This window comes from Bradyrhizobium sp. HKCCYLRH3073 (assembly GCF_051167995.1).
Taxonomy (GTDB): domain Bacteria; phylum Pseudomonadota; class Alphaproteobacteria; order Rhizobiales; family Xanthobacteraceae; genus Bradyrhizobium.
The window spans coordinates 381,543-405,511 of record NZ_JBNPUD010000005.1 but is presented as its reverse complement, the minus strand read 5'-3'; the positions used below and the strand labels follow the sequence as shown (position 1 = coordinate 405,511).

Annotated in this window: 25 protein-coding genes; 5 read left to right on the top strand and 20 right to left on the bottom strand. The window is 65.6% G+C overall.

Annotation, left to right across the window (positions count from 1 at the left end):
* Positions 1–256: 256 nt before the first annotated feature.
* From ACQR1X_RS15655 to ACQR1X_RS15645, 3 genes are all read right to left on the bottom strand, one after another.
* On the bottom strand, positions 257–712 hold the full coding sequence (locus ACQR1X_RS15655; RefSeq protein WP_434899169.1) for an RbsD/FucU family protein: 456 nt from the start codon (positions 710–712) through the stop codon (positions 257–259).
* A 69-nt stretch (positions 713–781) separates the two neighbouring features.
* A complete protein-coding gene (locus ACQR1X_RS15650; RefSeq protein ID WP_316239065.1) occupies positions 782–1,120 on the bottom strand; it encodes a hypothetical protein in 339 nt (112 codons plus the stop codon).
* Positions 1,121–1,336: 216 nt separating this feature from the next.
* Complete coding sequence (locus ACQR1X_RS15645) at positions 1,337–1,984, bottom strand: hypothetical protein (protein WP_316239066.1); 648 nt, start codon at positions 1,982–1,984, stop codon at positions 1,337–1,339.
* Between the two features lie 171 nt (positions 1,985–2,155).
* Here ACQR1X_RS15645 and ACQR1X_RS15640 point away from each other — a divergent pair, with 171 nt between their 5' ends.
* On the top strand, positions 2,156–2,893 hold the full coding sequence (locus tag ACQR1X_RS15640; protein WP_316182713.1) for a hypothetical protein: 738 nt from the start codon (positions 2,156–2,158) through the stop codon (positions 2,891–2,893).
* 24 nt (positions 2,894–2,917) lie between these two features.
* Complete coding sequence (locus ACQR1X_RS15635; protein ID WP_434899168.1) at positions 2,918–4,498, top strand: endonuclease/exonuclease/phosphatase family protein; 1,581 nt, start codon at positions 2,918–2,920, stop codon at positions 4,496–4,498.
* Between the two features lie 163 nt (positions 4,499–4,661).
* On the opposite strand, the gene ACQR1X_RS15630 is transcribed toward ACQR1X_RS15635, so the two are convergent.
* The 7 genes from ACQR1X_RS15630 to ACQR1X_RS15600 all read right to left on the bottom strand — a co-directional run bounded on the left by ACQR1X_RS15630 (position 4,662) and on the right by ACQR1X_RS15600 (position 12,861).
* Positions 4,662–5,672, bottom strand: coding sequence for an ABC transporter ATP-binding protein (locus ACQR1X_RS15630; RefSeq protein WP_315805006.1), 1,011 nt, complete (start codon positions 5,670–5,672; stop codon positions 4,662–4,664).
* Complete coding sequence (locus ACQR1X_RS15625) at positions 5,669–6,664, bottom strand: ABC transporter ATP-binding protein (protein WP_434892472.1); 996 nt, start codon at positions 6,662–6,664, stop codon at positions 5,669–5,671. The genes ACQR1X_RS15630 and ACQR1X_RS15625 overlap by 4 nt, the downstream gene beginning before the upstream one ends.
* A complete protein-coding gene (locus tag ACQR1X_RS15620) occupies positions 6,664–7,569 on the bottom strand; it encodes an ABC transporter permease (protein WP_434899167.1) in 906 nt (301 codons plus the stop codon). Before ACQR1X_RS15620 ends, ACQR1X_RS15625 begins: the two co-directional genes overlap by 1 nt.
* Complete coding sequence (locus tag ACQR1X_RS15615; protein ID WP_316182707.1) at positions 7,566–8,546, bottom strand: ABC transporter permease; 981 nt, start codon at positions 8,544–8,546, stop codon at positions 7,566–7,568. Before ACQR1X_RS15615 ends, ACQR1X_RS15620 begins: the two co-directional genes overlap by 4 nt.
* Positions 8,547–8,596: 50 nt before the next feature.
* A complete protein-coding gene (locus ACQR1X_RS15610; RefSeq protein WP_434899166.1) occupies positions 8,597–10,192 on the bottom strand; it encodes an ABC transporter substrate-binding protein in 1,596 nt (531 codons plus the stop codon).
* 81 nt (positions 10,193–10,273) lie between these two features.
* The gene (locus ACQR1X_RS15605; RefSeq protein WP_434899165.1) at positions 10,274–11,218 is read right to left on the bottom strand and encodes a CobW family GTP-binding protein; all 945 of its coding nucleotides are present in this window, start codon (positions 11,216–11,218) and stop codon (positions 10,274–10,276) included.
* Complete coding sequence (locus ACQR1X_RS15600; protein WP_434899164.1) at positions 11,215–12,861, bottom strand: amidohydrolase; 1,647 nt, start codon at positions 12,859–12,861, stop codon at positions 11,215–11,217. The genes ACQR1X_RS15605 and ACQR1X_RS15600 overlap by 4 nt, the downstream gene beginning before the upstream one ends.
* A gap of 182 nt (positions 12,862–13,043) precedes the next feature.
* Here ACQR1X_RS15600 and ACQR1X_RS15595 point away from each other — a divergent pair, with 182 nt between their 5' ends.
* Positions 13,044–14,585 carry a PLP-dependent aminotransferase family protein gene (locus tag ACQR1X_RS15595; protein ID WP_316182703.1) on the top strand — a complete coding sequence of 514 codons (1,542 nt, stop codon included), beginning with the start codon at positions 13,044–13,046 and terminating at the stop codon, positions 14,583–14,585.
* Between the two features lie 4 nt (positions 14,586–14,589).
* Here ACQR1X_RS15595 and ACQR1X_RS15590 read toward each other — a convergent pair whose 3' ends face one another.
* Entirely contained in the window at positions 14,590–15,408 is an 819-nt protein-coding gene (locus ACQR1X_RS15590) for a sulfite exporter TauE/SafE family protein (RefSeq protein WP_434899163.1), read from the bottom strand.
* A gap of 181 nt (positions 15,409–15,589) precedes the next feature.
* Here ACQR1X_RS15590 and ACQR1X_RS15585 point away from each other — a divergent pair, with 181 nt between their 5' ends.
* Together ACQR1X_RS15585 and ACQR1X_RS15580 are read left to right on the top strand one after the other, a co-directional pair.
* A complete protein-coding gene (locus ACQR1X_RS15585; protein WP_315805015.1) occupies positions 15,590–16,003 on the top strand; it encodes a nuclear transport factor 2 family protein in 414 nt (137 codons plus the stop codon).
* The gene (locus tag ACQR1X_RS15580; RefSeq protein ID WP_315805016.1) at positions 16,000–17,388 is read left to right on the top strand and encodes an NAD(P)/FAD-dependent oxidoreductase; all 1,389 of its coding nucleotides are present in this window, start codon (positions 16,000–16,002) and stop codon (positions 17,386–17,388) included. Before ACQR1X_RS15585 ends, ACQR1X_RS15580 begins: the two co-directional genes overlap by 4 nt.
* 58 nt (positions 17,389–17,446) lie before the next feature.
* Here ACQR1X_RS15580 and ACQR1X_RS15575 read toward each other — a convergent pair whose 3' ends face one another.
* The 9 genes from ACQR1X_RS15575 to ACQR1X_RS15535 form a co-directional block, all read right to left on the bottom strand.
* Positions 17,447–18,079: an urea amidolyase associated protein UAAP2 gene (locus tag ACQR1X_RS15575; RefSeq protein WP_434899162.1), complete on the bottom strand. Its 633-nt coding sequence runs from the start codon at positions 18,077–18,079 to the stop codon at positions 17,447–17,449.
* 9 nt (positions 18,080–18,088) lie between these two features.
* Positions 18,089–18,898, bottom strand: coding sequence for an urea amidolyase associated protein UAAP1 (locus tag ACQR1X_RS15570; RefSeq protein WP_434899161.1), 810 nt, complete (start codon positions 18,896–18,898; stop codon positions 18,089–18,091).
* Complete coding sequence (locus tag ACQR1X_RS15565; protein WP_434899160.1) at positions 18,895–19,497, bottom strand: DUF1989 domain-containing protein; 603 nt, start codon at positions 19,495–19,497, stop codon at positions 18,895–18,897. The genes ACQR1X_RS15570 and ACQR1X_RS15565 overlap by 4 nt, the downstream gene beginning before the upstream one ends.
* 11 nt (positions 19,498–19,508) lie before the next feature.
* On the bottom strand, positions 19,509–19,901 hold the full coding sequence (locus tag ACQR1X_RS15560; protein ID WP_434899159.1) for a RidA family protein: 393 nt from the start codon (positions 19,899–19,901) through the stop codon (positions 19,509–19,511).
* A 24-nt stretch (positions 19,902–19,925) separates the two neighbouring features.
* Positions 19,926–20,693 carry an amino acid ABC transporter ATP-binding protein gene (locus ACQR1X_RS15555; RefSeq protein WP_316182687.1) on the bottom strand — a complete coding sequence of 256 codons (768 nt, stop codon included), beginning with the start codon at positions 20,691–20,693 and terminating at the stop codon, positions 19,926–19,928.
* 12 nt (positions 20,694–20,705) lie between these two features.
* Complete coding sequence (locus tag ACQR1X_RS15550; RefSeq protein ID WP_434847873.1) at positions 20,706–21,362, bottom strand: amino acid ABC transporter permease; 657 nt, start codon at positions 21,360–21,362, stop codon at positions 20,706–20,708.
* On the bottom strand, positions 21,359–22,003 hold the full coding sequence (locus ACQR1X_RS15545; RefSeq protein ID WP_434899158.1) for an amino acid ABC transporter permease: 645 nt from the start codon (positions 22,001–22,003) through the stop codon (positions 21,359–21,361). Before ACQR1X_RS15545 ends, ACQR1X_RS15550 begins: the two co-directional genes overlap by 4 nt.
* 136 nt (positions 22,004–22,139) lie before the next feature.
* Complete coding sequence (locus ACQR1X_RS15540) at positions 22,140–22,994, bottom strand: transporter substrate-binding domain-containing protein (protein ID WP_315805024.1); 855 nt, start codon at positions 22,992–22,994, stop codon at positions 22,140–22,142.
* Positions 22,995–23,019: 25 nt separating this feature from the next.
* Positions 23,020–23,853, bottom strand: coding sequence for a nitroreductase family protein (locus ACQR1X_RS15535; RefSeq protein WP_316239090.1), 834 nt, complete (start codon positions 23,851–23,853; stop codon positions 23,020–23,022).
* Positions 23,854–23,969 lie beyond the last annotated feature (116 nt).

The window sequence follows — 23,969 nt, the reverse complement described above, 5'->3', positions numbered from 1 at the left end:
GAAACCTCGGCGCGGCACCGGGCGAGGTCTCGTGGCGCTCGCCCGGCGCTGGACTCCCTTTTCTGCCGTCGTGACCAGTCCCGTAGCCGCCATGAGCGCAGCGACATGCAAGACCGACCTCTCGCCGGGTCGATTCCCCCGACGCCCATTGAGCCGCGGCGGGCGCGACGCGTCGAACGCGAGGCGGATGACCGATCGCGACCTACCGGCATGCACACCCCTGCCCAGATGCGGCGCGCCAGCCCGCATCGTATCGCTATGCGCCATCCAGCGGGATGACGCCCTTGCTGAAGATGAAGCAGCCGTAGAACCGGCGCTCGCCGGTCGCGATCACGCAGTAGGCGCTCTTGGCCATTTCATAGAATGCGTAGCGCTCGACGCCGACCAGCGGCCACGGCCTGCCTTCGGCGCTGTTGGTCACCGCCTGGACCTCCTGCTGCACCGGCGTCACCTCCTCCGGCTTGCCGACGACCTCCATCCGGATGGCGGCATCGTCGATGAAGGTGTCGAGCGGAAGCACCGACAGCACCGCCAGGACGGCCCTGGCCGCACTCACATTGTCGATGCGCAGCAACTCGCCGAAGACGGTCTGCCGCGCGACCGCATCCGCCGGAAAGTTGGTGTCGCAGATCACGAGACGGTCGCCATGCCCCATCGCTCTGAGCGCGTAGAGCACGTCGGCATTGAGCAGCGGATCGATCCCCTTGAGCATGTGGTCTCCCTGTCAGTCTTCATGGACGGACCATGTCGGCAGTTGCGACCGCAGCCATCGCATTGCGGGCTACGCTCGCCTCTCGCCGACCAGCCGAAGATCGATGCTGCCAATCAGGTCCGCGCGCAGCGTTTCAGCGGCAGCCATCGCCGCCATGGTCTGTCGCAAGGTGCTCACGTTCGATCCGAGCGAAACGATGCCGCCGAGCACCGCGGCAATCGCCCCGAGGACGACGACCGCATTGGACCCGAGCAGGCCCAGTACCGCCCCGAGCAGCAATGCGGCGCCGCCGGATATCACGATCTTCGAGGCCAGGATGATCTTTCGACACCGCTCGGCCATTTCGGCAAGCTGTTCGATCCGCCGCTCGATGAGGGAGATTTGATCGCTCGGGTCGTCCTCATCCATCAGACCAACTGTTCTCCACGGTGTTTGCTTTGGGCGAATTCCGTCCCGCCCACCAACGTACGGCCATTGACTGGACATTCCAAGAGATGGTTTGCAGCCGTGAGGAATCGACCTTGATGAAGCTCGCGATCATCCGACATGGTACGGTGTTGGATCACGCCAACACGTGACATTTGGCTTTGCCACGGCGCGACCAAGGCGAGGAGGCTCTCGAGGCTAGGCCGGCACGGGAACCCCGGCCTTCTTCTCCAGCGCGGCCACCCGGTCGCGAAGGCTGCGGATCTCCGCGACCAGGTCGAGGACGTCCGGCGCGGGTTGATGCCCGATCATCCCGACATGGGTCGTGGTCACACGAATGGTCGACGAGTTGATCTCCATGCTGGTGTGGGAGCTCGCAACTGGACCCGGTTGCAGTGCAGGCGTTGCGGGGACTGCGATCGTAACGCCACCGGCCACAATTCCGTCTGGAGCGGCAACAGTTTTCTCGAACCGCGCGGCGCCTTTGACGGTCATGTCTTCGAGTTTCGCAGCACCGTGAATCGAAACGCCCCCCGCGTAATGCTTGCCATCGTTGAGAACAAGCTCGTCTGCCTGGGAGTGCGAGAGCGCCGCGCGCGCCGCCGGGGGCACTTTCGGGCTCTGGAGCTGCACCGTCTCGACGTTGCATACCATCATCGCTCGCCCCAGCCAGGCCGGAGCCAGCAAGAGACGCCCCGCGTGGGCCTCCGCGCCGTCAAACTCGATTCTGAGCATGCCGGGATAGCCCTGCGCGTCGACGGGAATCCTGACGTTGCCGCTCTGCAGCACAGTCGTTGATCCTTCCAGGATGACCGACGTGTCGGTGAGTTTGATGTCGCTCGTCATGTTCGCCGCCTCCCGTTGAAGATGTAGCTTAAAATATCGTCAACTCGGCCGCCGCGGGTTGATTCACGTCAACGCTCCATCGGCTGGCGCCTGCAACCGTTAGCTATCAAGTAGGATGTTCTGGCGCGCGACAGGCCGCGCTCAGAACATGCGAACTGGCGGGGTCTTGAAATGCCCAATGATCTGCACACCGTCCTGAGCGGCATTCACGGATTGAAGGTCGACGCTGTCGAGAGGTCGGTTCCGGCCTGCGCAGACCATGCCTTTGCCTGGGCAGGCAAGCTGCTCGCCGCCCCCCATCCTCGCGCCCGCGCCGATTTCAGCTCGGCTCATCAGCGGGCCTGGCTCGAGGCCATGAGCAATCTAAGTGCATGGAAGACGCGGCAGATCGATCTGAACCTGCCGGCATCGGAGAAGCTGCTGATTGTCGGATGGTACTTCCCGGAGCTCGCGAGCCTGCTCGGCACTGCGAAAGAAAAGCATGTGGTCGTTCTGGTATCGAATGATGCTCCCTGGCTCTCCGAGCTGAAGGATGCGGGCACCACACTGAACTTCCGGGCCGAAGGCGGTGCGTCGGCGCTCGCCGCGTACATGCACGAAGGCCGCAACGTGTTCGCGATGATGGACAACATTCATCCGGGCACCGAGTTCATCCGCAGCCCATTCTTCGGGCGCCCCGCCAAGACCCCGGCCGCCATTCTGAGGCTTGCGATCCGCAACGGCTACACGCTGGCGCTGATAGCGCCCAGGGACAACCGTGTGGAGGTGGTGGCGACACTGCCCACCGCCGGCAAGCAGCCGGAGGATCTCGCTGCCTGGGTGAACCAGAAGATCGAACAGGAGGTCAGACGGGCGCCGGAACGCTGGCTGTCCTGGCCGACGCTTGCCTACCGCTTCCAGGCAAGCTGATTCACCAGTCAGGAGGACGCGCGCATGCCCACCACGTCGTTCAATCAGCTCGCGCAGCAGGCCGACGCACTTCACCCGCCGCAATCGCTGCACAGCCTCTTGTCCAGGCTGCGCTACCCCGGAGCGGCACCGGGAACGACCCTGCCGACGGCTTCGTTCGCCGACGCAGCTTGGCGCCTGTCGGGCCCCTCCACGACACGAATTTCATTTTTGCACTACAACATCTGGTGCCTGCGCGCGAAGATCGGACTGAAGGAGATCGTCGCCGCTGCCGGGGGAGTGGGCCACTTCGCGGCTTGTCTCGGGGTCTCGTCGGCCGAGTTCATCGGCAAGGCATTGGAGATGGTCGGGGCCGACATCGGAGATGTCTGCGACCGCATCTTCCCACCGATCGTGGAAGTCTGCGGCGTTTCCGTCAACCCGCTGAACGATGCCTGCAAGCTGCTGGGCGACTGCCTCTCGCTCGGCGGATACATCATCGAACATCTCAGTTCCGACCTCGACTGGCTGATAAGCCTCTTCTCGATCCCGGAGGAGGTCGTATTCGAGCTGCTGATGCAGATGGTCGCGCCGGTACTTGGCGTGTTCGAAGTGAGCGCCATGGAGAAGCCGGTTATCCCCGAGCGCGCCGACGAAATCGGCCGGAGGGTGTTCGCCTACGACCTCGTATCGCTGGTCGAGGCTTGGGACCAGGATACGAGGGATAAGATCCTGGCACATGGCACCGCGCAGCATGTCGAGGGACCGACCGGCTCCCTCGCCTACAAGCAGCTGCAGAGTGGGATTCTCGTACTCAGCCCGACGCGGACGATCGAGAATGGCGGCGGGCATGTCTATGCCGCGGACGGCGTGTCGCGAGTCATGCCCGGCGGATGCGAGATGAGCTACATGTTCGATTCCGACAAATGGGCGAACAAGGGGGTGCAGCTCACGCGTATCCCGGTTGGCTTTGGTGCGATCGAGCTATATTCGACGCACGTTTATGCCGGCGACGGCGGCCTTCTGTCGCCCGGCCCGACCGACGCGGAGAAGATCGACGTCAGGCGCAGGCAGATTGACGAGTTGATTGCCTTCATCAAGGCGACGCACCTTCCATCCAACGTGGCCATTGTCGCCGGAGATTTCAACATCGGCGCGGACACCGACGAATACCACAATCTGGTCGCGGCGATGGAGCAGGCCGGCTTTTATGACCTGTGGACCGTCCCGTTCGATACGATGAAAAGCGATGGTTTGACCGACCGTCACGGCGAGGGCGACGAGCCGATCTACAACGACTTCAATACCAACTGTAAGGTCTATCGCGCCAGCGAGGCATATCGGCAAGCCTACGATCCGGCCCTTGCCACGCCAACGATGTCGGACGATGTCGATTACTACTGCGACGACATGCAGCCGGACGACGCGAATCCCACCGGATCCAGGATCGACTACCTGTTCATGGAACGTGCGACTGCATTTCACGGCTTCAATCTCGACGTCTCGCGTGTGCGCCGGCGCGCTTTCAAGTCACGCATTCGCTGGGTCGTCACCCCCGGCCCGCAGGACTATCTCTCGGACCACATCGGATTGGAGACGACTTTGTTCGCCAGCCCAAGGCACTGACCCAAGATGCGTTTCGGCGGAAGCGCATCATGATCTCATCCCTTTGTTGGAGCATGATCTCCGCGGAAAACATATTTTTGATTTTCCGAATTACACTCCAGCTGGAGCCGAGCAGGCTCGCGTGCGCCGAGCTGATATCGCGCGATTGCACGGCCCGCTTGTCTCAGGGCAGCTCGGCAGCACGGTGGCACGCAACGTAATGATGTGATCCGATCGCATCCAGAACGGGGAGACGCTGCGAGCATTCGTCGATCGCCATCGGGCAGCGCTGCGCGAAACGGCAGCCGGGCGGCGGATCGACCGGGCTCGGCGGATCGCCCTTGACGAGATAGCGGCGCTTCAGGTCCTCACGCATCGGGCCGGGCGGCGCGGCGGCCGCAATCAGCGACCACGTATAGGGATGACGGGGCGCGGCGAAGATGTCGGCCGCCGGCGCCTGCTCGACGATCTTGCCGAGATACATCACCGCGACCTCGTCGCAGAATTTCTGGATCACGCCGAGATCGTGCGAGATGAAGATGTAAGTGAGATCACGCTCGCGCTGCAGCCGCTTCAACAGATTGAGGATCTGCGCCTGGATCGCCACGTCGAGCGCGGACACCGCCTCGTCGCAGACGATCAGGTCGGGCTCTGGCGCCATCGCCCGAGCGATGCACAAACGCTGGCGCTGGCCGCCGGAAAACTGATGCGGAAACAGGTCGGCGGCTTGCGGCGGCAATCCAACCTCGGCCAGCAGCCTGCGCACCCGCTCGTCGCGCTCGCTGCGCGTCCCGATTCCGAGCAGGTCGAGGGGCTCGCGGATCTGATCGCCCGCGCGGCGGCGCGGATTGAGCGCCGAGAACGGGTCCTGGAACACGATCTGCAGATGCCGCCGCACCTCGCGCAGCGGCTGGCCGGTGAGGCCCGCAATGTCGCGGTTGCCGAACACGATCTGGCCGGATGTCGCCGGCACCAGCCGCATCACGGCCTGCGCGGTGGTCGACTTGCCCGAGCCGCTCTCGCCGACGATGCCGAAGGTGGTGCCGCGGCGAACGCGAAAGCTGACGCCGTCGACCGCGTGCACGAAGGACGGCTTGCCATGGCGGCGGCCGGCCGGAAAATGCACGACGAGGTCGTTGACGTCGAGCAGCACCTCTTGGGCGCCTGTCCCGCGGATGGCTTCCGCCATGCTCATGCCGCGATCTCCGTCCTGCGCCAACACGACACGGCGTGCCCCGGGGCAATCGGCTCGAGCGCAGGCTGCAGCTTCGCACGGCAGATGTCGCGGGCCTGCGCGCATCTTGCGAGAAAGGCGCAATCGGCACCGCGCGCGCCGAGTGGCGGCACCATGCCGGGGATCTCGCCGAGATCGACCCAGGGCCGCGGCGGCTCGCCAAGGGCGAGGTGCGGAACACAGTTCAGCAGACCCCGCGTATAGGGATGACGCGGCGTTGTCGCGATCGCGTCCGCGGCCCCCGCCTCGATGCAGCGTCCGGCATAGAGCACCAGCATCTCGTCCGCGAGCTCTGCGACCGCGCCGAGATCGTGGGTGATCAGCAGGATCGCCGTGCCGGTGCTGCGTTGCAGCTCGGCCAGCAGGTCGAAGATCTGCGCCTGCACGGTGACGTCGAGCGCGGTGGTCGGCTCATCGGCGATCAAGAGCTTCGGCCGCCCGGCCAGCGCCATTGCGATCATCACGCGCTGGCGCATGCCTCCCGAGAGCTGGTGAGGATAGGCATCGATCCGCTGCCCGGCCGCCGGAATCTGCACGGCGCGGAGCAGCTCGATGGCGCGCGAGCGCGCCGCCGCGCGATCGAGCCCCTGGTGCCAGCGCAGCACCTCTCCGATCTGATCACCCACGGTGAACAGCGGATTGAGCGCCGTCATCGGCTCCTGGAAGATCATCGACATGGCGCTGCCGCGCAAGCCCCGCATCTCCTTCGGCGGCAAGGCCAGCACGTCCCTGCCCTCCAGCACGATGCGGCCCGAGGTAACGACGAAATCCTCCGGCAGCAGCCGCATCAGGGCCAGCGCCGTCATGCTCTTGCCGCAGCCGGATTCACCGACCAGCGCCAGGGTCCGCCCCGGTGCGACCGTGAACGACAGGTTCTCGATCACCGGGACGAGGCGGCCGGCCCCGTTGCGCATGCTGACGTTGAGATCATCCACTTCGAGCAGCGCACTCATCACGACCTCCGCCGCAGACGCGGATTGATCGCGTCGTTGAGACCGTCGCCGACCAGGCTGATCGCGAGCACCGCAAGGAAGATCGCCGCTCCCGGGAACATCACCGCCCACCAGGCGTCGAGAATGTAGTTGCGGTTCTGGCCCAGCATCAGTCCCCAGCTCATGACGTTCGGGTCGCCGAGGCCGAGGAAGCTCAGCCCACCCTCGAACAGGATCGCGACGCCGATCGCCAGCGTCGCCGACACGATCACCGCGGGCAGCGCATTGGGCAGCAGCACGCGCAGGATCAAGTTCGCGTTGGAGGCGCCCGCCGCGCGCGACGCCTTGACAAAATCGAGATCGCGCAGCCGCATGAATTCCGCCCGCGTCAGCCGCGCCACAGAGGTCCAGCTCACGCCGCCGATCGCAAGCGTGATCGTGGTCAGCTTCGGCCCGAACAGTGTCACCAGCACCATCGCGAACAGCAATGGCGGCAGGATCTGGAAGAACTCGGTGATCTTGACCATGGTGGCATCGATCGCACCGCCGAAAAAGCCGCCGACCGCGCCGATGACGAGCCCGATCGCGATCGTGATGAGCGCCGCGACGGCGCCGACGGCGAGCGTCGCGCGCCCACCATGGATGAGGCCGGCCAGGACGTCGCGTCCGAGATAGTCGGTGCCGAACCAGGCATCGGCATCCGGCGGCATGAACGGGGCGCCGACGAGATCGAGCGGATCGACTGGATAGAGCGATGGCCCGACCACGGCCACCAGAGTGATCAGGATCAGCATGCAGGCGCCAGCGACGCCCGACGGGCTCTTCATGAATTGCCGCAGCGCCAGGCGGCCCGGCGACGCGGCGGCTCGCGCGGGCAGATCGGCCGGCGACGTCGACACCTGCGAGGTGCTCTCGATCACCGTCATCGCCGTCCTGTCCGGATTCGCGGGTCAACGAGGCGGTAGACCACGTCAGTTAGAATGTTGGCGGTCATCACCATCAGCGCAGAGAAGAACAGCACCGCCATTAGGGTCGGATAGTCGCGACGCAGGATGGAATCGAACACGAGCCGGCCCATGCCGGGCCAGCTGAACACGGTCTCGACCAGCACGGCGCCGGCAAACAGATTGCCGAACTGATGGCCGGCGACCGTGACAATCGGGATCAGCGTATTGCGCAACGCGTGTTTTCCGACGACCAGCCATTCCGGGAGCCCCTTGGCACGGGCGGTTCTGACATAGTCGGCCGACAGCGCCTCGATCATGTTCACCCGCGCCAGCCGGCTGTATTGCGCGATGAACACGAGCGCGAGCGTCAGCGAAGGCAACACCAGATGGCGGCCGACATCGAGCGCGTAGGCGAAGCCCTGCTTGGGATTCACCACGTCGGTCATTCCGACCACGGGGAGGATCGGCCATACCGAGCCGAACAGCAGCAGCAACATCAGCCCGGTCCAGAAGATCGGCGCGGCATAGCCCGCCAGCGAGACCACGGTGACGGCGTGGCTGAAGGGGCCGTTCGGCCGCCGCGCGCTGACCACCCCGAGCAATGTGCCGATCGCGAGCGCACCGGAAAGGGCGCACAGGGTCAGATAGAGCGTCGCCGGCAGCCGCTGCAGGATCAGGCCGAGCACGGGCTGGTTGAAGTAGTAGGAGTAGCCGAAATCGCCGACGGCGACGTTCGCGAGATAGATGGACAGCTGCTGCAACAGGCTCTGGTCGAGGCCGTATTTGGCCCGCAGTGCCGCGACGACCTCCGCCGATGCGCCGCCCATCTCGCCGGCGATCACCTGGACGGGATCGCCGGGAGCAAGATGGATCAGGCAGAAGTTGAGCACCAGCACGGCGATCAGCAGCGCGACAGCATTGATGATCTGCCGGGCCAGATGGGTGGCGAATGCCATGGTGCAGCAAGTCTCCTCGTGGCTCTCACGAAACCGGGGATAGCTCCGCCTCAGGTCTTCGGCGGCGTTTCCCAGTAGAGCTCGTCGAGCGGCGACATCATGCCCCAGATCGAGTTCGGGAGATTGCCGAGCCCCTTGGCGAAGGCATTGTAGTACGGGCTGACGTTGATGAAGTAAATCGGCACATCCGAGACGACGATCTTCTGGAACTCCGAGTACAGCGCCTTGCGCTTCTCGGGCGAGGTTTCGACCGCCGCCGCCTGCAACAGCTCGTCCACCTTGGGATTGGAGTATTGCTGCGTGTTCGACCAGATGACGCCCTTGCGGATGTTCGACGTCAGATAGGTGCGGTTGACGCCGATCACCGGGTCACCCCAGTTGTAGACGGTGTCCATGGTGAGGTCGAAATCGAAGTTCGAGACGCGCTGCGCCCAGGTCGGGAAATCCGGCGCGGCGCGCACCTCGAGATTGATGCCGACCCGCTTGAGCTGCGAGCGCAGGTACTCGGCGACGTTGCGCTGTTGCTCGTCGCCGCCCGGAATGTAGTCGATGGTCAGCGAGAAGCGCGAGCCGTCCGCCCCCTTGGCATAGCCCGCGGCATCCAGCAGCGCGGCCGATTTGGCGTAGTCGACCTTGTAGGGTTCGACGGCGGCTTCGGCGAGCGGCGAATCCGGTGCGATTGGCCCCAGCGACGGCGTGGCCTTGCCGCCCATCAGCTTGGACACGATGAAGTCGCGATTGGCCGCATAGGCGATGGCCTGGCGCACGCGGACATCATCGAGCGGCTTCTTTTTGGTATTGAAGGCAAGCCAGTTGAGCGGGCCGACGCCCGCCATGCCCTTGTCGGTCACGACAAGGTTCGGCGACTTTTGCAGACGATCGATGTCGCGCGCGCCTGCGATGAAGGGAAACGCGTTGAAATCGCCGCGTTCCAGCGAGACGACGGCCGCATTCTGATCCGACACCAGCCTGACCACGATCTTGTCGAGCTGGGGCCGGCCAGGGATGAAGAACTTGTCGAATTTCTCCAGCGTGTAGTATTCGCCCTGCTTGTACTCGGTCAGCTTGAACGGGCCGGACCCGATCGGCTTCAGATTGGCCGGATGCGTCTTGAGGTCCTGGCCGTCGCCATAGATGTGCTTGGGAAGGATCGGCATCAGCGCCGGCGACATCGCCAGGAGCAGCGACGGGCTCGGGTTTTTCAGACGGAGGATGGCGGTCGCGGGATCAGGCGTCTCGACCTTGTCGACCGCCGCCAGCATCGTCTGGAACGGATGGTTGGCCTTGATGGCCATGATCGAAAACGCGACGTCCTCGGACGTCACGGGGTGGCCGTCGTGGAAGACGGCGTCCTTCACCAAGTGAAGCGTGACTGAAAGCCCGTCAGCCGCGACCTCCCAGGACTGCGCCAGATAAGGTTGCGGATTCCACTTGTCGTCATAGCGCAGCGGGCTCGCGAAGATCTGGGCGGTCGGCATGGCCGTCGCCATGCCCGACTGCACGGCGCCGTTGAAATGCCGCGGCACCTGCGTGGTCGCGACCACCAAGGTGTTGCCGCCGGATGACTGCGCCTGCGCCGCGGGGGATGCGGCCGTGGCCGCGACGAGACCGAGAGCTCCGAGCACAAAATGTCGTCTGATCAACATGGCTATCCCGCTTCCTGATTCACGACCGGGTGGATGATGAGAAACTGGCGTGGTGGTCCAATGGGCTCTGATGTCATTGCGTCACGCTGCGGTAGACAGGGCATGGTCGAGGATCGCGTCGAGCTCCTGATCCGATGGCAGATCCGCGGTCCCCACGCCGGCGAGCGTGATCGTCTCCGACGCGGTCGCCGGACCATCCTCGGCCGGCGTCAGCGACCAGTTGCGCGACACCAGTTGGAACACCTGCGCGCGGCCGTCGCCGTCGACCCGGCAAATTCCCTTCAGCCGCAGCAATTCGCGCGGCAGGGTGCGCACCGCGGCGGCCAGCCTGTCGCGGTCGAAACGCCCGGCGCGCTGATAGGTCCAGCGACGGAAGTCGTTCTCGTGGTCGACCGTCTCCGCGACCAGATCGGCGCGGAAACGCGCCGCCCGCCCCCGCCCGAAGACCGCCTGATGCACAGGCGTCAGGGTCGACAATTGTTCGATCGGCACATTCGGCCGGATGGCGCCGATGGCGGCGCACGCCGCCTTGCGCTGGCTCTCGATGGCCAGATCGCATCTGCTCAGCAGCACCACGTCGCATTTGGCGAACTGATTGCGGATGGTCTCGCCGATGTGCCGGTCCTCGCACTGCACCGTGATGCGGGTTGCGTCGGCCAGCACGACGACGCCGTCGAGCTGCAGCGACGGCTCGACCAGCGCGATCTCCGCGATGCGCCAGGGATCGCCGACGCCGCTGGCCTCGATCACCACGCGATCGAAGCGCCCGATATCGTCGAGCAGCCGCGCCAGCGTATCGAGAAAGCCCGTCCCGATGCTGCAGCAGACGCAGCCATTGGTGAGCGACATCGTCGTGCCGTCGTGGCTGCGGATCAGCGCGGCATCAACATTGATCTCGCCGAAATCGTTCACCAGCACGGCGCAGCGCTCGGTGCTAGCCGACAGCAGACGGTTGAGCAGCGTCGTCTTTCCGGCGCCGAGAAAGCCGCCGATCACGGTGAACGGAATGGGCGCGGATGCCGTCATGCGCGCGGCGCTTCCTTGACGATGCCGCCGACGACAGTGCCCCAGACCGCAACGTCCTTCAATGTCTCCGGCGTAACCGTCAATGGATCCTGCTCCAGGACCGCGAAGTCCGCGTACTTGCCGGTCTCGATACTGCCGATGAGATGATCGAGCTTGAGCGTGTAGGCTGCGCCGATCGTGATGGCGTTCAGCGCCTGCGCCACGCTCAGCGCCTCGGTCTCGGCGCCGAGCTTGCGGCCCGACGAGGAGACGCGGTTCACGGCGCACCACGCGGTGAACAGCGGCGACAGCGGTGTGACCGGCGCATCTGAGTGGATCGAGTAGGGAACGCCGATCCGCTGTGCCGTGCCTGTCGCATCGAGGCGGTTCGCCCGCTCTGGTCCCATCGTCAGCTCGTAGTGGGAATCGCCCCAGTAGAAGACGTGATTGGCAAACAGGTTGACGCAAAGACCGAGCGCCTTCATGCGGCGGAACTGCGCGGCGTCGGCCATCTGGCAGTGCTGCAGCGTGTGGCGATGATCCAGCCGCGGGTGAGCGGTCTGCGCCTTTTCCACGGCGTCCAGCGCAAGCTCGGTCGCCTCGTCGCCATTGGTGTGGATGTGAAGCTGGATGCCGGCCTTGTGGTAGAGCTCGACCAGGCGCGGCAGCTCCTCCGGCGCGATGTACCAGAGGCCGTTCGGCGCGCCGTTGTGATATCCAGGCCACCGTAGGCGGGCCGTGAAGCCCTGGATCGACCCGTCGACGACCAGCTTGACAATGCCGTAATGCAGCTTGTCGTTGCCGGACTCGCGCAGCGCCGCGATCTTTTCGATGGCCTTGTCCGGAGGATGCGTGGCCGAGGCCAGCGCCGGTACCAGGCGCACACCGAACTCCGCCTGCTGCGTCGCGGAGCGATAAAGGTCCAACGTGTTGTCGGTGAGATCGTTGTGCAGATCGGTGATCGTGGTGACGCCCTGCACGCAGGCCGATGACGCGTAGCGCTGCACGTCGGACATGGTCAGCAGCTCCGACAGCGGATTGCCCACCAAGCGGAACGCCCGCAACCGGGCTGCGATACCCTGCAGTTCGCCGCTGGCCAGACCGCCGGCTCCGGCGACGACACCGGAGATGTCGGTGGCATGCAGAAGCTGCGTGCGCTCCAGCACCAGCGTGTTGACCACACTGATATGGAAGCTGGCGTGGATCACCATGATCGGCCGCGTCGTCGAGACCCGGTCCAGTGCTTCGCGCGTCAGCTTCTCACCACCGATATGCAGCGGATCGAAACCCCATGCGAACAGCGTTGCGTTCGGATCAGCCATGCCGGCTTCGGCCTCGCAGAGGCGTGCCACGATCGCATCGATGTTGGGAACGCCGGCGACCGCCCTGCCCTCCGGCGAGCGCCGTTCGAAGGCCCCGACATAGGGCAGCGACCACATCATGCCTTCCATGATGTGGCTGTGGCCCTCGACGAACCCAGGTAACAGCACCTTGTCGCGGAAGCGCGTGTCGATCCGACCATCAGGAGCGAATTGCGCGATCTCCGCTTCACTGCCAACGGCAACGATCCGCCCCTCCCGCACCGCAACGTGCGTCGCAAACGGGCGTGACGGATTCATCGTCACGATCCTGCGGGCCGCGTAGACGACGGTATCTGAGCTCACCGCGAACTCCCTCAACTTCCCAAGCCGTTGTCGAAACCTGCGGTGTCGGATGGGTCCAGGCCAGCGCCAGATGCCATGCACAAATGGAGCCAGCCCATGCGAGCCACGCCCGCAATCATTCCGCTATGGCGCGGTTTTTGCTTTAGTTGAGCGCCTCACGGCTTTCAGGACCAAATACCTCGATGGCAAAATTCGCGCCCCTGCGGCGATCCCAAGCGACCGGACCGGCTGTTCCGATCCATGACGTGCTGTTCTGGATCTCGCTGTTCGACGGCCTGGACCGCGGCGGCACCTTCCTGCAGCTTCAGATCCGGCAGATGATCGTGACCGCGATCGAGGACGGCCGTCTGCCGCTCGGCGTCCGCATGCCGTCGAGCCGCGATCTCGCAGCCCTGCTGAAGGTATCGCGCAACACCATCGTCATCGCCTATGAGCAGCTGGTCGACCAGAACTTCCTGGTGTCGCGCGAGCGCAGCGGCTACTTCGTGGCCGGCCTGCCCAAGCACATCGGCGAAGCCCGGCAGCCTGCGACGGAGGTCTACAGCCGGCGCTGGACCGAGCGGTTCGCGCTGCAGCCGTCGGCGCTTCGCAACATCGTCAAGCCGCTCGACTGGCAGACCTATCCCTATCCCTTCATCTTCGGGCAGTTCGACCCGAGCCTGTTTCCGACCAACGACTGGCGCGAGAGCGCGCGCGCGGCGCTCAGCGTCCCCGAGATCAACAACTGGGCGCGCGACATGATCGACGGCGACGATCCGGCGCTGATCGAACAATTGCAGCGGCAGGTGCTGCCGCGCCGCGGCATTCGCGCCCGTGCCGACGAGATCATGCTCACGATCGGAGCACAGCACGCCCTCTATTTGATTGCGAAGCTGTTCCTGCAGCCCGACACCCCGATCGGCATCGAAGATCCCGGCTATCCCGACGCACGCAACATCTTCGGCATGATGACGTCGCAGGTTGTGCCGCTTCGGCTGGACGATCAGGGCCTGGTCCCTGACGAGGCGTTCGCGCGCTGCGCGCTGGCCTATGTCACGGCGAGCCACCAATGCCCGACCACGACCGCGATGTCGCGGGCGCGGCGCGAGGAGATTCTCCAGGTCGCTCGCGAGCGCGACATCGTCCTGATCGAGGATGATTATGAAAGCGATCTGATGCCGGAGGGCAGCAGCCTGCCGCCGCTGATGAGCCTGGACCGCGACCAGAGCGTGCTCTACGTCGGCAGCCTGTCGAAGGCCTTGGCCCCCGGCCTGCGGCTCGGCTACGTCGTGGCGCCTGCGCCCGTCATCCGCGAGTTGCGCGCGTTGCGCCGGCTGATGCTGCGCCATCCGCCGCTGAACAACCAGCGCGTCGCGGCCTTGTTCATCGGTCTCGGGCACTACCGCTCCCATCTGCAGCAGGTCGGCCGCGTGCTGCTCGAACGCGCCACCCTGCTCGACGCGCTGTTGCCGCAGGCGCTGCCGGGCTGCACCTGGTCGCGCGGCCCGGGCAGCACCAGCTACTGGATCACCTGCCCTGCGGGAACGGATACGATCAAGCTGTCAGAGGTCGCACGCGCCGAAGGCGTGGTCATCGAGCCCGGCGACGTGTTCTCGATCAACCCGGAGGCGACGCGCAACTGCTTCCGTCTCGGCTTCTCCTCGATCCGCACGGACCGGATCGCGCCGGGAATTGCCAAGCTGGGCCAGATCTTCACGCGGTACATGTCGTCGCAAACGACCTGAGCGGCTACAGCAGGTCGCTCAGCCCCTTGAGCGCACTACCGAGTGCGACCATCGCGAGACTTGCGATCGACACCCGACGATGCAGCGTGTCGCTGCCGCGATGAAAGCCGAGATCGCCGAGCCAGGTGCCGACCAGCATCACGGGAACGCCGAGCGCGGTCAGGACCGCAATGTGCAGGTCCAGGAGATCGAACCAGGCGAGGCTGGCGGTCGCAACGATAGAGGAGACCAGGAAGAACACCATCATCGACGCGCGGGCGGCAACCCGGTCGAATGCGCCCGCGTTGTAATAGACGATCACAGGTGGCCCGGGCATGCCTGCAAGGCCGTTGAACAGACCGGCGGCGAGGCCGACCAGCGCCGTGATCCAGCGCGCTGGCGCCGCCGCCAGCCGAAACCCCGCATTGAGCAGCACGACCGCGCCGACGGTGATCAGCGCGATGACAACGCGTGCCACTGAGGCGGATACCAGACTCAGGACCAGCACACCGGTCGGTGAGCCGATCAGGCCTCCGAGAGTCAGCCAGCGCAGAGACGACCAGTCGCAGACCCGCGAGGCGCGCGGCAGATCGCCGAGCCCGATCAGAAGCTGCAGACAGACTGCAACCGGCACCGATTGCGTCGGCGGCATGAACAGACCGAGCAGCGGCACGGCCGTCAGCGCAAAACCGAATCCCGTGAAGCCGCGCACGAGCGCCGCGGCAAAGATCGACAGCGCCGCAGCGAGTACCAGGGCCGGGCTCGGCAGCGATGTGGCGGCGATGTCATGGACCGCGACGGCCAGTTCCTGCAGGGCCATCGTCAGCGTGGGGCGTGAGAGCACAAAGGCGGCATCATCCGGCCAGTCAGCAACTCCGCCATGGTGATGAAAGGGCCAGCCGGCGCCCCACTATCGGGCCAGTTCTGGCCGCAGAGGTCGCGCGCTCTGGTTCTAGGGCCTCCAGCCGATCGCGTGGCACATGCGAGCCAAGCTCCAGCCGCGGCGCGATGCGCAAGGACATGACATGGCCGATCTCGAAACCGTCCGCAGCGAACTGCTCGATAATCTGTTCGCCGCCTTCAACCGGCACGATGGCGCAGGCGTGATGGCCTGCATGACCGACGACATCGTGTTCGACGCGGCCGCAGGGCCCGACAGCTGCGGCCGTCGCATCAGCGGCGCAGCCGATGTGCGCGCCGCGTTCGAAGCGACCTGGGGCGGCATGCCCGACGTCAGCTGGGAGTGCACGCGCCATACGGTGTTCGGCGATCGGGCCCTGTCCGAATGGATCTTCCGTGGAACTGCACCGGACGGCCGGCGCATCGAGGTGCAGGGCTGCGACCTGTTCGGCTTCCGCGGCGACAAAATCTGTACGAAGAGCGCCTTCCGCAAGGACCGCCCGCCGCAGCCGGCCACGAGCGCGAGTGCCGCGCGATGAACATGCATGCTTTGCCCACGGCTGCGTATGATCCCCATTACGACCCGCTGGTCGCCGACGGCCCGGGTCGCAACCGCGACTACGCTCCGACCTACTGGATCGCAACGGCTGGCACCCCTCCGGAGAGCGACGGTCCGATCACGACCGACACGACGGCCGATGTCGCCATCATCGGCTCGGGCTATACCGGTCTTGCCTGCGCGATCTTCCTGGCGCGCGAGCACGGCATCAAGGCGATCGTGCTCGAGGCCAACCGCGTGGCCTGGGGCTGCAGCACGCGCAATGGCGGCCAGGCACAGAATGCCTCGGGCCGCCTGACGCGCTCGCAATGGATCGAGCGCTGGGGGCTCGACGTCGCCAAGCGCATGCATGCCGAGGTGTCCGAAGGGTTCGAGGCCTTCGAGGAGCTGGTGCGATCGAGCCCTGTCGATGTCGAGCCGCAGCGCGGTGGGCACCTCTACGTCGCTCACCGCCAGCGCAATCTCGACAAGATCGCGGCGGAGTCGAAGGTGCTGAATGACGTGTTCGGCTACGCCTCGCGCGTCATCTCGCGCGAGGAATTGGCAAGCGACTTCGTCAACGAGGCCGAGGCCGTCGGCGCGGTGCACGAGCCGCTCGGAACCGGCGTGCATCCGGCCAAGCTCGCCTTCGGCTATTTGCAGATGGCGCGCGCGCTCGGCGTGCGGGTTCATACCGCAAGCCCCGTGACACGCATCGAGCAGTCCAACGGCAGATTCGTTCTGCATACGCCCGGCGGCGCCGTCAGCGTGAACGGCGTCGGCATCGCCACGGGGGCCTATACGTCGCTCGGGCTGACGCCGGAATTGTCGGGCCGCTGCATGCCGATCCTGTCGAATTCATTGGTGACGCGGCCACTCTCCGCGGCCGAGCTTGCTGCGACCGGCTTCAAGACGCGGCAGGTGATCACGGACACGCGCACCTTGCGCTTCTACTACCGGCTGCTGCCGGACGACCGGGTTCAGATCGGCAGCCGAAGCGCCATCACCGGCGCCGATGCCACGCATGACCGGCACCTCCAGCTCCTGATCGACGGCCTGCACCGCAAGTTTCCCGCACTCACGGGCATCGAGATCGATTACTCCTGGTGGGGATGGGTCGATGTCAGCCACGACATGATGCCGCGCATCGTGCGTCCCGATCCCAAGGCGAAGCTGGTCTATGCGCTCGGCTATGGCGGCAACGGCGTATCCTATTCGGCGCAGGCTGGCCGCCGCATGGCGCAGATGCTCGCGGGCCAATCGTTCAAGGGACAGGACCTGCCGATCTTCACCTCGCCGCTGCCGACGCATCCCTTCGCGCCGTTCCGACGCATCGGCCAGCGCCTGCTCTATCGCTGGTATCACCTGCGCGACGAAGCAAGTTGAGCCTCTCAAGCTTGATGCAACATCGATCAAGCGAGCTTGCGAGCAGAATTGACAGCTTTCATGGCACAGAGGCCTGCCTAATCTCCACGCGGATTGGTGTCGGATCGAAACCGTTGCAGGGATTGTTGACCTGCGGACAATTCGAGATCACGAACAACACGTCCATCTCCGCAGTGACGTCGACGTAGTTGCCGGCCGCCGAGGGGCCGTCCAGCACGGTGAAATTGCCGTTTGGGTCGATCGGCACGTTCATGAAGAAGTTCAGGTTGGAGACGATGTCGCGCTTGGTCAGGCCGTAGCGCGACAGCTCCAGGATGAAGTTCTCCCGACAGGCGTGCAGATAGCGGGTCGCCTCGCCGAAGCGCACGGCATTGCTCTCGCACGAACAGCAGCCCGCCGAGGTGTCATGGCGGCCGCAGGTGTCGGCAGTGATCCGCGCCATCACCCGGCCGCGGTTGGAGATCAGCCGCGTCCCGAGCTCGAGATAGGCCGAACCCTGGACGCGCAACGTGTCCTGTGCGCTGTAGCGCTCCGCGGTGTCGTCGGCGACATGCATCAGCGCGTCCACCGCCTGCTCGCCCTCGCTGTCGATGATACGCAGCGTCTGGCCCTTGTTCAGCACCCGTGACCAGGGCTGCTCAGCGGGAATGTCGAAGACATAGACGATGCGGTCCGGATCGGTCGGCGACATGAGCGCTCCTCAGGCGAACAGCTGATCGGTGAAGGCGTAGGCGCGCGACGCTTCCGCTGACGCCGTGCGGCAGACGTCGTCGGCCGCGGGCGGCGGCAGACGGTGGCGGATCAGCGTGACCGGGGCGGTCGTGGCCGGCCGCGCCGGATCGAGCGGATGGGCGCAGTTGGAGACCGCGACGATCAGGTTCATCTCGGCGCGCAGATCGACGAAATCGCCGGCGCGCTTGCGCGCGGCGTGCCAGACGAAGCGCCCCGTCGCATCCGTCGTCACCGGCGCAAAGAAGGTCACGGAGGGCGGGATGTCGCGCAGGCCGAGCCCAATCTTGGCGGCCGCGGAGATGAAGTTCGCCTGCGTGTTGCGCGTCACCTCGCCATAGGCCGAGAGCGTCGAGTCCGCGGTCGAGCCGCCGACCAGAAGATCGTGCGCACCTGAGGTATCCTCGATCACCGACAGCAGCACACGTCCCATGTCCGACAGGATCATCCGGCCCTTCGACAGTGCTGCGCTCCACTGCACCTTCACGGTGTCGGCGCAGTTGAGGCGCTCGGTCGGATCCTCGGTCCGCCACGCCAGCAGCGACACGCTCGAGCGCCCCTGATCATCGATGATGCGCAGGCCCTCGCCGCGCGCCAGCCGCAATGTCGTGTGCCAGCCGGGCGGCACCTGCTCGGTCTGGATGATCGCGTCCGGCGCGATCGGCGCACCGTCGAGCGCCGTCGGTGCTGGCAATTGCTTGAGCTCCTGCCCCGCCGCGCGCAGCTCCTCGTAGCGGCGGCGGTTGGCCGCGGCCCGCTCGGACTTGTCTCCTCCGCTCATGCTGATGTCACCGTGAAATGCGCCTCGACCGGCTTCCCGGCCTTGCCGTTGATCGGCAGGATGTCCTGCGGACAGGCCGAGAACGCAATCACGAGGTCCATCTCGGCGCGCAGGCGCACATGGCCGCCGGGCACGGGGCGCGGCGGCGCGGCAAAGCCGAGCGTGCCCTCCGCGTCCCACGGAATGTTCATGAAGAGGTTGAGCGGGCTCGGCACCTCCGGCGGCGTCAGGCCAAGCTCGGCCATGCCGGCGAACAGATTGTCGGTGCAATTGTCGTGATGGCCCTCGTGCCCGAGAAACGCGTAGCGATGGCGGTCGCAGGCCGCGATCAGCGTGTCGTGGATGCCGCCCGAGGTGTCCTCGACCAAGGTCAGGATCGGCCGGCGCATATTGGTCCGGAGCACGTCGCCCGGCCGCGGCACCAGATGCAGCGAATGCGCGCGCGTGTGCTCATTCGACATGAACTCGGAGAGGTCGGCGCGATTGAACGCCCAGGTGTCGACCACCTGCTCGCCATGGGTGTTGATCACGGTGATGACCTGCCCCGCCCCGACAAAGGCCGCCTTGCCGCGCCGCGCGGGAATTTCGATCAGCTCCATTGCACTCTCCATCACGGCTTGTAGGCGACCAGGTCGATCTCGACGATGCCGCCGCGCGCGAGGTCGCAGACCCCGATCGTGGTGCGGCCCGGCCGGTGCGCATCGTCGAAATGACTCGAGAAGATCGCGTTCATCGGCGCGTAGTCGCGCTTGAAATCGGTCAGGTAGATGCGGGCGAACACGACGTTCGCGAAGTTCATGCCGCAGCCCTTCAGCACCCGCGCGAGATTGTCCATCACCTTGCGGGTCTGCGCCTCGATACCGTCGGGAAGCGGCAGCGAATCGTCATCGGGATCGGTCGCCAGCTGGCCGGTGACGAACAGGAACGGGCCTGCCTGCACCGCATGGCTGTAGGGCGTGACCGGCTTCGGCGCGTCGGGAAGCAGATGATAGATCGAATCCATGGCGTGTCCTCGCTGTTCTCTTGGCTATCCGGCGGCGTAGCGCTGAATGAACTGGCGCGCGCGCTCGGTGTCCGGGTTGACGAAGAAGCGCTCCGGCGGCCCGGTCTCGACGACGCGGCCGCGATCGAGAAACAGGATGCGGGTGGCGGCGTCGCGGGCAAAACCCATCTCGTGGGTCACGATCACCATCGTGCGCCCTTCGCGCGCGAGCTCGCGCATCACCACCAGCACCTCGCCGACCAGCTCCGGATCGAGCGCACTGGTCGGCTCGTCGAACAAGAGAACATCCGGCTTCATCGCCAGCGCCCGCGCAATTCCGACGCGCTGCTTCTGGCCGCCGGACAGCCGCGCCGGGAACACATCGCATTTGTCGGAGAGCCCGACCTTGGCGAGCAGCGCCATCGCCTCCTCGCGCACCTCGGCCACGGGGCGCTTCTGCACCTGCACCGGCGCCTCCATGAGATTCTGAAGGACGGTCAAATGCGGCCACAGCGCGAAATGCTGGAACACCATGCCGATCCGCGTGCGAACTCGCGACAGCTCGCGATCGGACATCACGACACCGCCATTGTTGATGCCGATGCGGTCGCCATTGAGATAGATCTGGCCGGCATCGGGCCGCTCCAGCCAGTTGATGCAGCGTAGCAAGGTCGACTTGCCGGAGCCGGACGGGCCGAGCACGCAGACCGTCTCGCCACGCGTCACCGTGAAGCTGATGTCGGAGAGCACCTCCAATTCGCCAAAGCGCTTGGAGATGCCGGCGACGTCGAGCACGGCCATGTCGTCGGTCATTCCAGGCTCCTTTCAGCGCCGCGCCGCCGCCAGCCGGTCGATGCCGCTGACGGCGGCTTCGATCACCAGGCAGAGGCCCCAATAGAGGACCACGGCGGTGATGAAGGCGGCAAACGGCACGTAGTGGCGCGACTGGATCGAACTTGCAGCATGCGTCAGCTCGGGCAGCGCAATGATGGTGAGAAAGGCGCTGTCCTTGACGATCTGGATCATCTGGTTGCCGATGACGGGCCCTGCCGCGAGCAGCAGCGGCGGCAGGATGATGCGGCGGAACAATCGCGCCCCGGAGAAGCCGAAGGCGACACCGGCCTCGAGCGGCTCGCGCGGCTGCGCTGCCCAGGCGCCGCGCAGGATCTCGGCCAGATAGGCGGCGTGATAGACGGTCAGCGCCACCAGTCCCGAGCTCCAGTTGTCGAGCCGGATGCCGAACGAAGGCAAGCCATAGTAGACGATGTAGGCGAACAGCAGGAACGGCACGCAGCGCATGCCGTCGACGAACACCCGCACCGTGAGCGCGAGCCAGCGCCGCTTCGACATCAGAGCCGGCGTCAGCACGAACGCGATCACGAGTCCGGCGATGGCCGACAGCACCGACAGGATCGTGGTATTGCCGAGTCCGCTGAGCAGCAGATCCCGTTCGCTCCAGACGACGGCGAAATCCCGGATCATGCCGCCTCGCTCGCGTGCTGGCGCTTCTCGATGAAGCGCTGCAGGGAGACGAGCGCGAACACGATCGGCGCATACATCGCGATCGCCACCAGGAACGGCGGCAGCGGCTCATAGGTCTCGGCACCGATGCGCACCGCCGCGCGGGTAATGTCGACGACGCCGACGACCGCAAGCACCGGCGTCACCTTGATCAGCAGCGACATCTCGTTGACCAGGCCAGGGAGACTGACCCGCACGATCTGCGGCAGCACGATGCGGCGGAAGCGCAGGCTCGCATGCATGCCCACGGACTGCGCCGCCTCGTACTGCTCCTTGGGAAAATTCATCAGGGCGGCGCGCCAGACCTCGCAGTTGAACGCCGAGGTATTCATCACCAGCGCCAGGATCGCCGCCGACACCGGCCCGATTGCGATCCCGATATTGGGCAGCGCGAAGAACAACAGCAGCAGCAGGGTGACGAGCGGCGTCGCGCGCAGGACCGAGACGTAGACGGCCACGATCCGTGCGATCACCGGCACGTCGGCCCAGCGCAACAGCGCGAGACCCAATCCGATGGGAAGCCCGATCAGGATGCCGACGAAGGACAGCGTCACCGTGACCACGGCGCCCTGCAGGATGGCCAGGACGGCGGCCGCGCTCATGACCACCCATCCGCAGCGCCGCGCGGGGGCCGGCGCCCTGCACCGGCCGACCGCGCCCGCTGGAGGACCACGCGACCGTCAAGCGGACGGGCGCGCAGCGATCGCCACCCGCACATGAATTGCCCTCGCCGCGCCGTCAGAATTCCGGCTCGAACGTGACTGGCAGATCAGGGAAGGCTTCGCCGAACCACTTCTTCTGCAACTCGGCGAAGCGCCCGTTTTCCTTCTCCTTGGCGATGAAGCCGTTCAGGAACTCCACCAGCTCGGTATTGCCTTTCGCGACCGCCCAGGCCGGATACGACTTGCCGGAGACGGGCTGGCCGACCGCGAACACGTTCGGCTTCTCAGCGACCAGCGCCTTGATGTTGATGATCGTGTTGACGACGTAGTCGACGCGGCCGAGCGCGAGATCCTGATAGGCTTCCGGATAGGAGGTGTATTCGACCACCTTGCCGAGCTTGCCGCCCTCCTTCTCCAGCATCGCCTGGAGCTCGGGCAGCCGCCCCAGCAGCGCGCTGCCGGCCTGAACGCCGACCGTCTTGCCGCTGAGATCCTTGATCGCGTTGATGCTCTTGTCGTCCTTGCGCTTGACGTAATAATGCGTCGCGTCGGCAATCGGACTGGTGAAGTCGAGCGACTTCTTGCGCTCCTTGGTGATGATCGCCGCGGTGATGGCGACGTCGTATTTGCCGGTGGAGACGCCGGCCAGGATGCCGGTCCAGGGCAGGATCTGCTGCTTGATCTCGAACGGCGCATATTTGCGCAGATCCTCGATCAATTCGTTGTCGAAGCCGGTCGGCTTGCCGTCCTTGACGAACTCGAAGGGCCGGAAGTCGTCCTCGGTGGCAACGATGAGGCCCCGCTTCTTGATCTCGTCCATGCTGCCGGCCTTGGCGGTGAACGCGGCCGGCAGCGTCAGCGCGGCCGCCAGCAGGGCCAGCGCGACGCGCCGCGACGGCGCCGACAGGCGGAGAAACGAAGGCTTGGTCATCTCACATCTCCTCATATGAAACTGATCAGTCGAAGCTGAAGCCGTGCGCGCGCAGATAGGGTGGGAAGGCCGCGCCCTCCGCCTTGGCGGCCTGACGCGCCTTGTCCTCCGACCAGCCGTAGAAGTCGGCCTCGCCGAACTCGGCATTGCCGCGCTGCTGCTCCTTCGGAATCGCATGCCGCGCATGACGCCGCCGGTCGTAGTCGTCGAGCGCTGCGGGCAGCGCATTGTCGCCGTAGCGGTCGACATGCGTGGTGATGCTGCGCGGCAGCCGCAGGCTGACATGGCCCTCCCCAGCGGGATAGCCGAGGCACAGCCCGGCGACGGGGAACACCATGTCGGGCAGTTCCAGCACCTTGGCGACCGTGTCGATCTCGTTGCGGATGACGCTGATCGGACAGGTCCCGAGACCGGCCGACTCAGCGCACAGGATCATCGTCTGCAGCGCCAGCGCGGCGTCGACCGAGGCGTTGAAAAAGCCCTCCAGGGTCCCGTTCTTGACGGGCTTGGCACGCAGTTCGCCGATCCGCTGCAGCCGCCGCGCATCGCCCAGAAACACGAAGAACGCCGGCGACACTCCGATCCAGGGCATGCTCGGAAACAGTCTGCCGATCGCCGCCCGCTTCTCCGCGTCACGCACGCGCATGATCGAGGCCTGCTGGAAATCCGACTTGGCCGAGGCGCTCAGCGCGCAGGCGACGAGCAGATCGAGCAGCCCCTCTTCCGGCATCCGGTCGCTATAGCGGCGCACCGTCTTGCGGGACAGCACGCCGTGCAGAAATGCGCTGGACTCGGCGTCGCCGCCGTCGGGCCCGCCATCTCCGAAGCGTGTCGCAATGACATCAGCATGCTCCGGCATCAGGGTGCTCCCGTCGCGTCATGCGCAACGCACCACGGCGCACGAACGCTCTTGGCCCGAGCAATGATCGGCGGGTTGCGCCGCGGCAGACATCGCATCGCTTACTCCACGCCGCG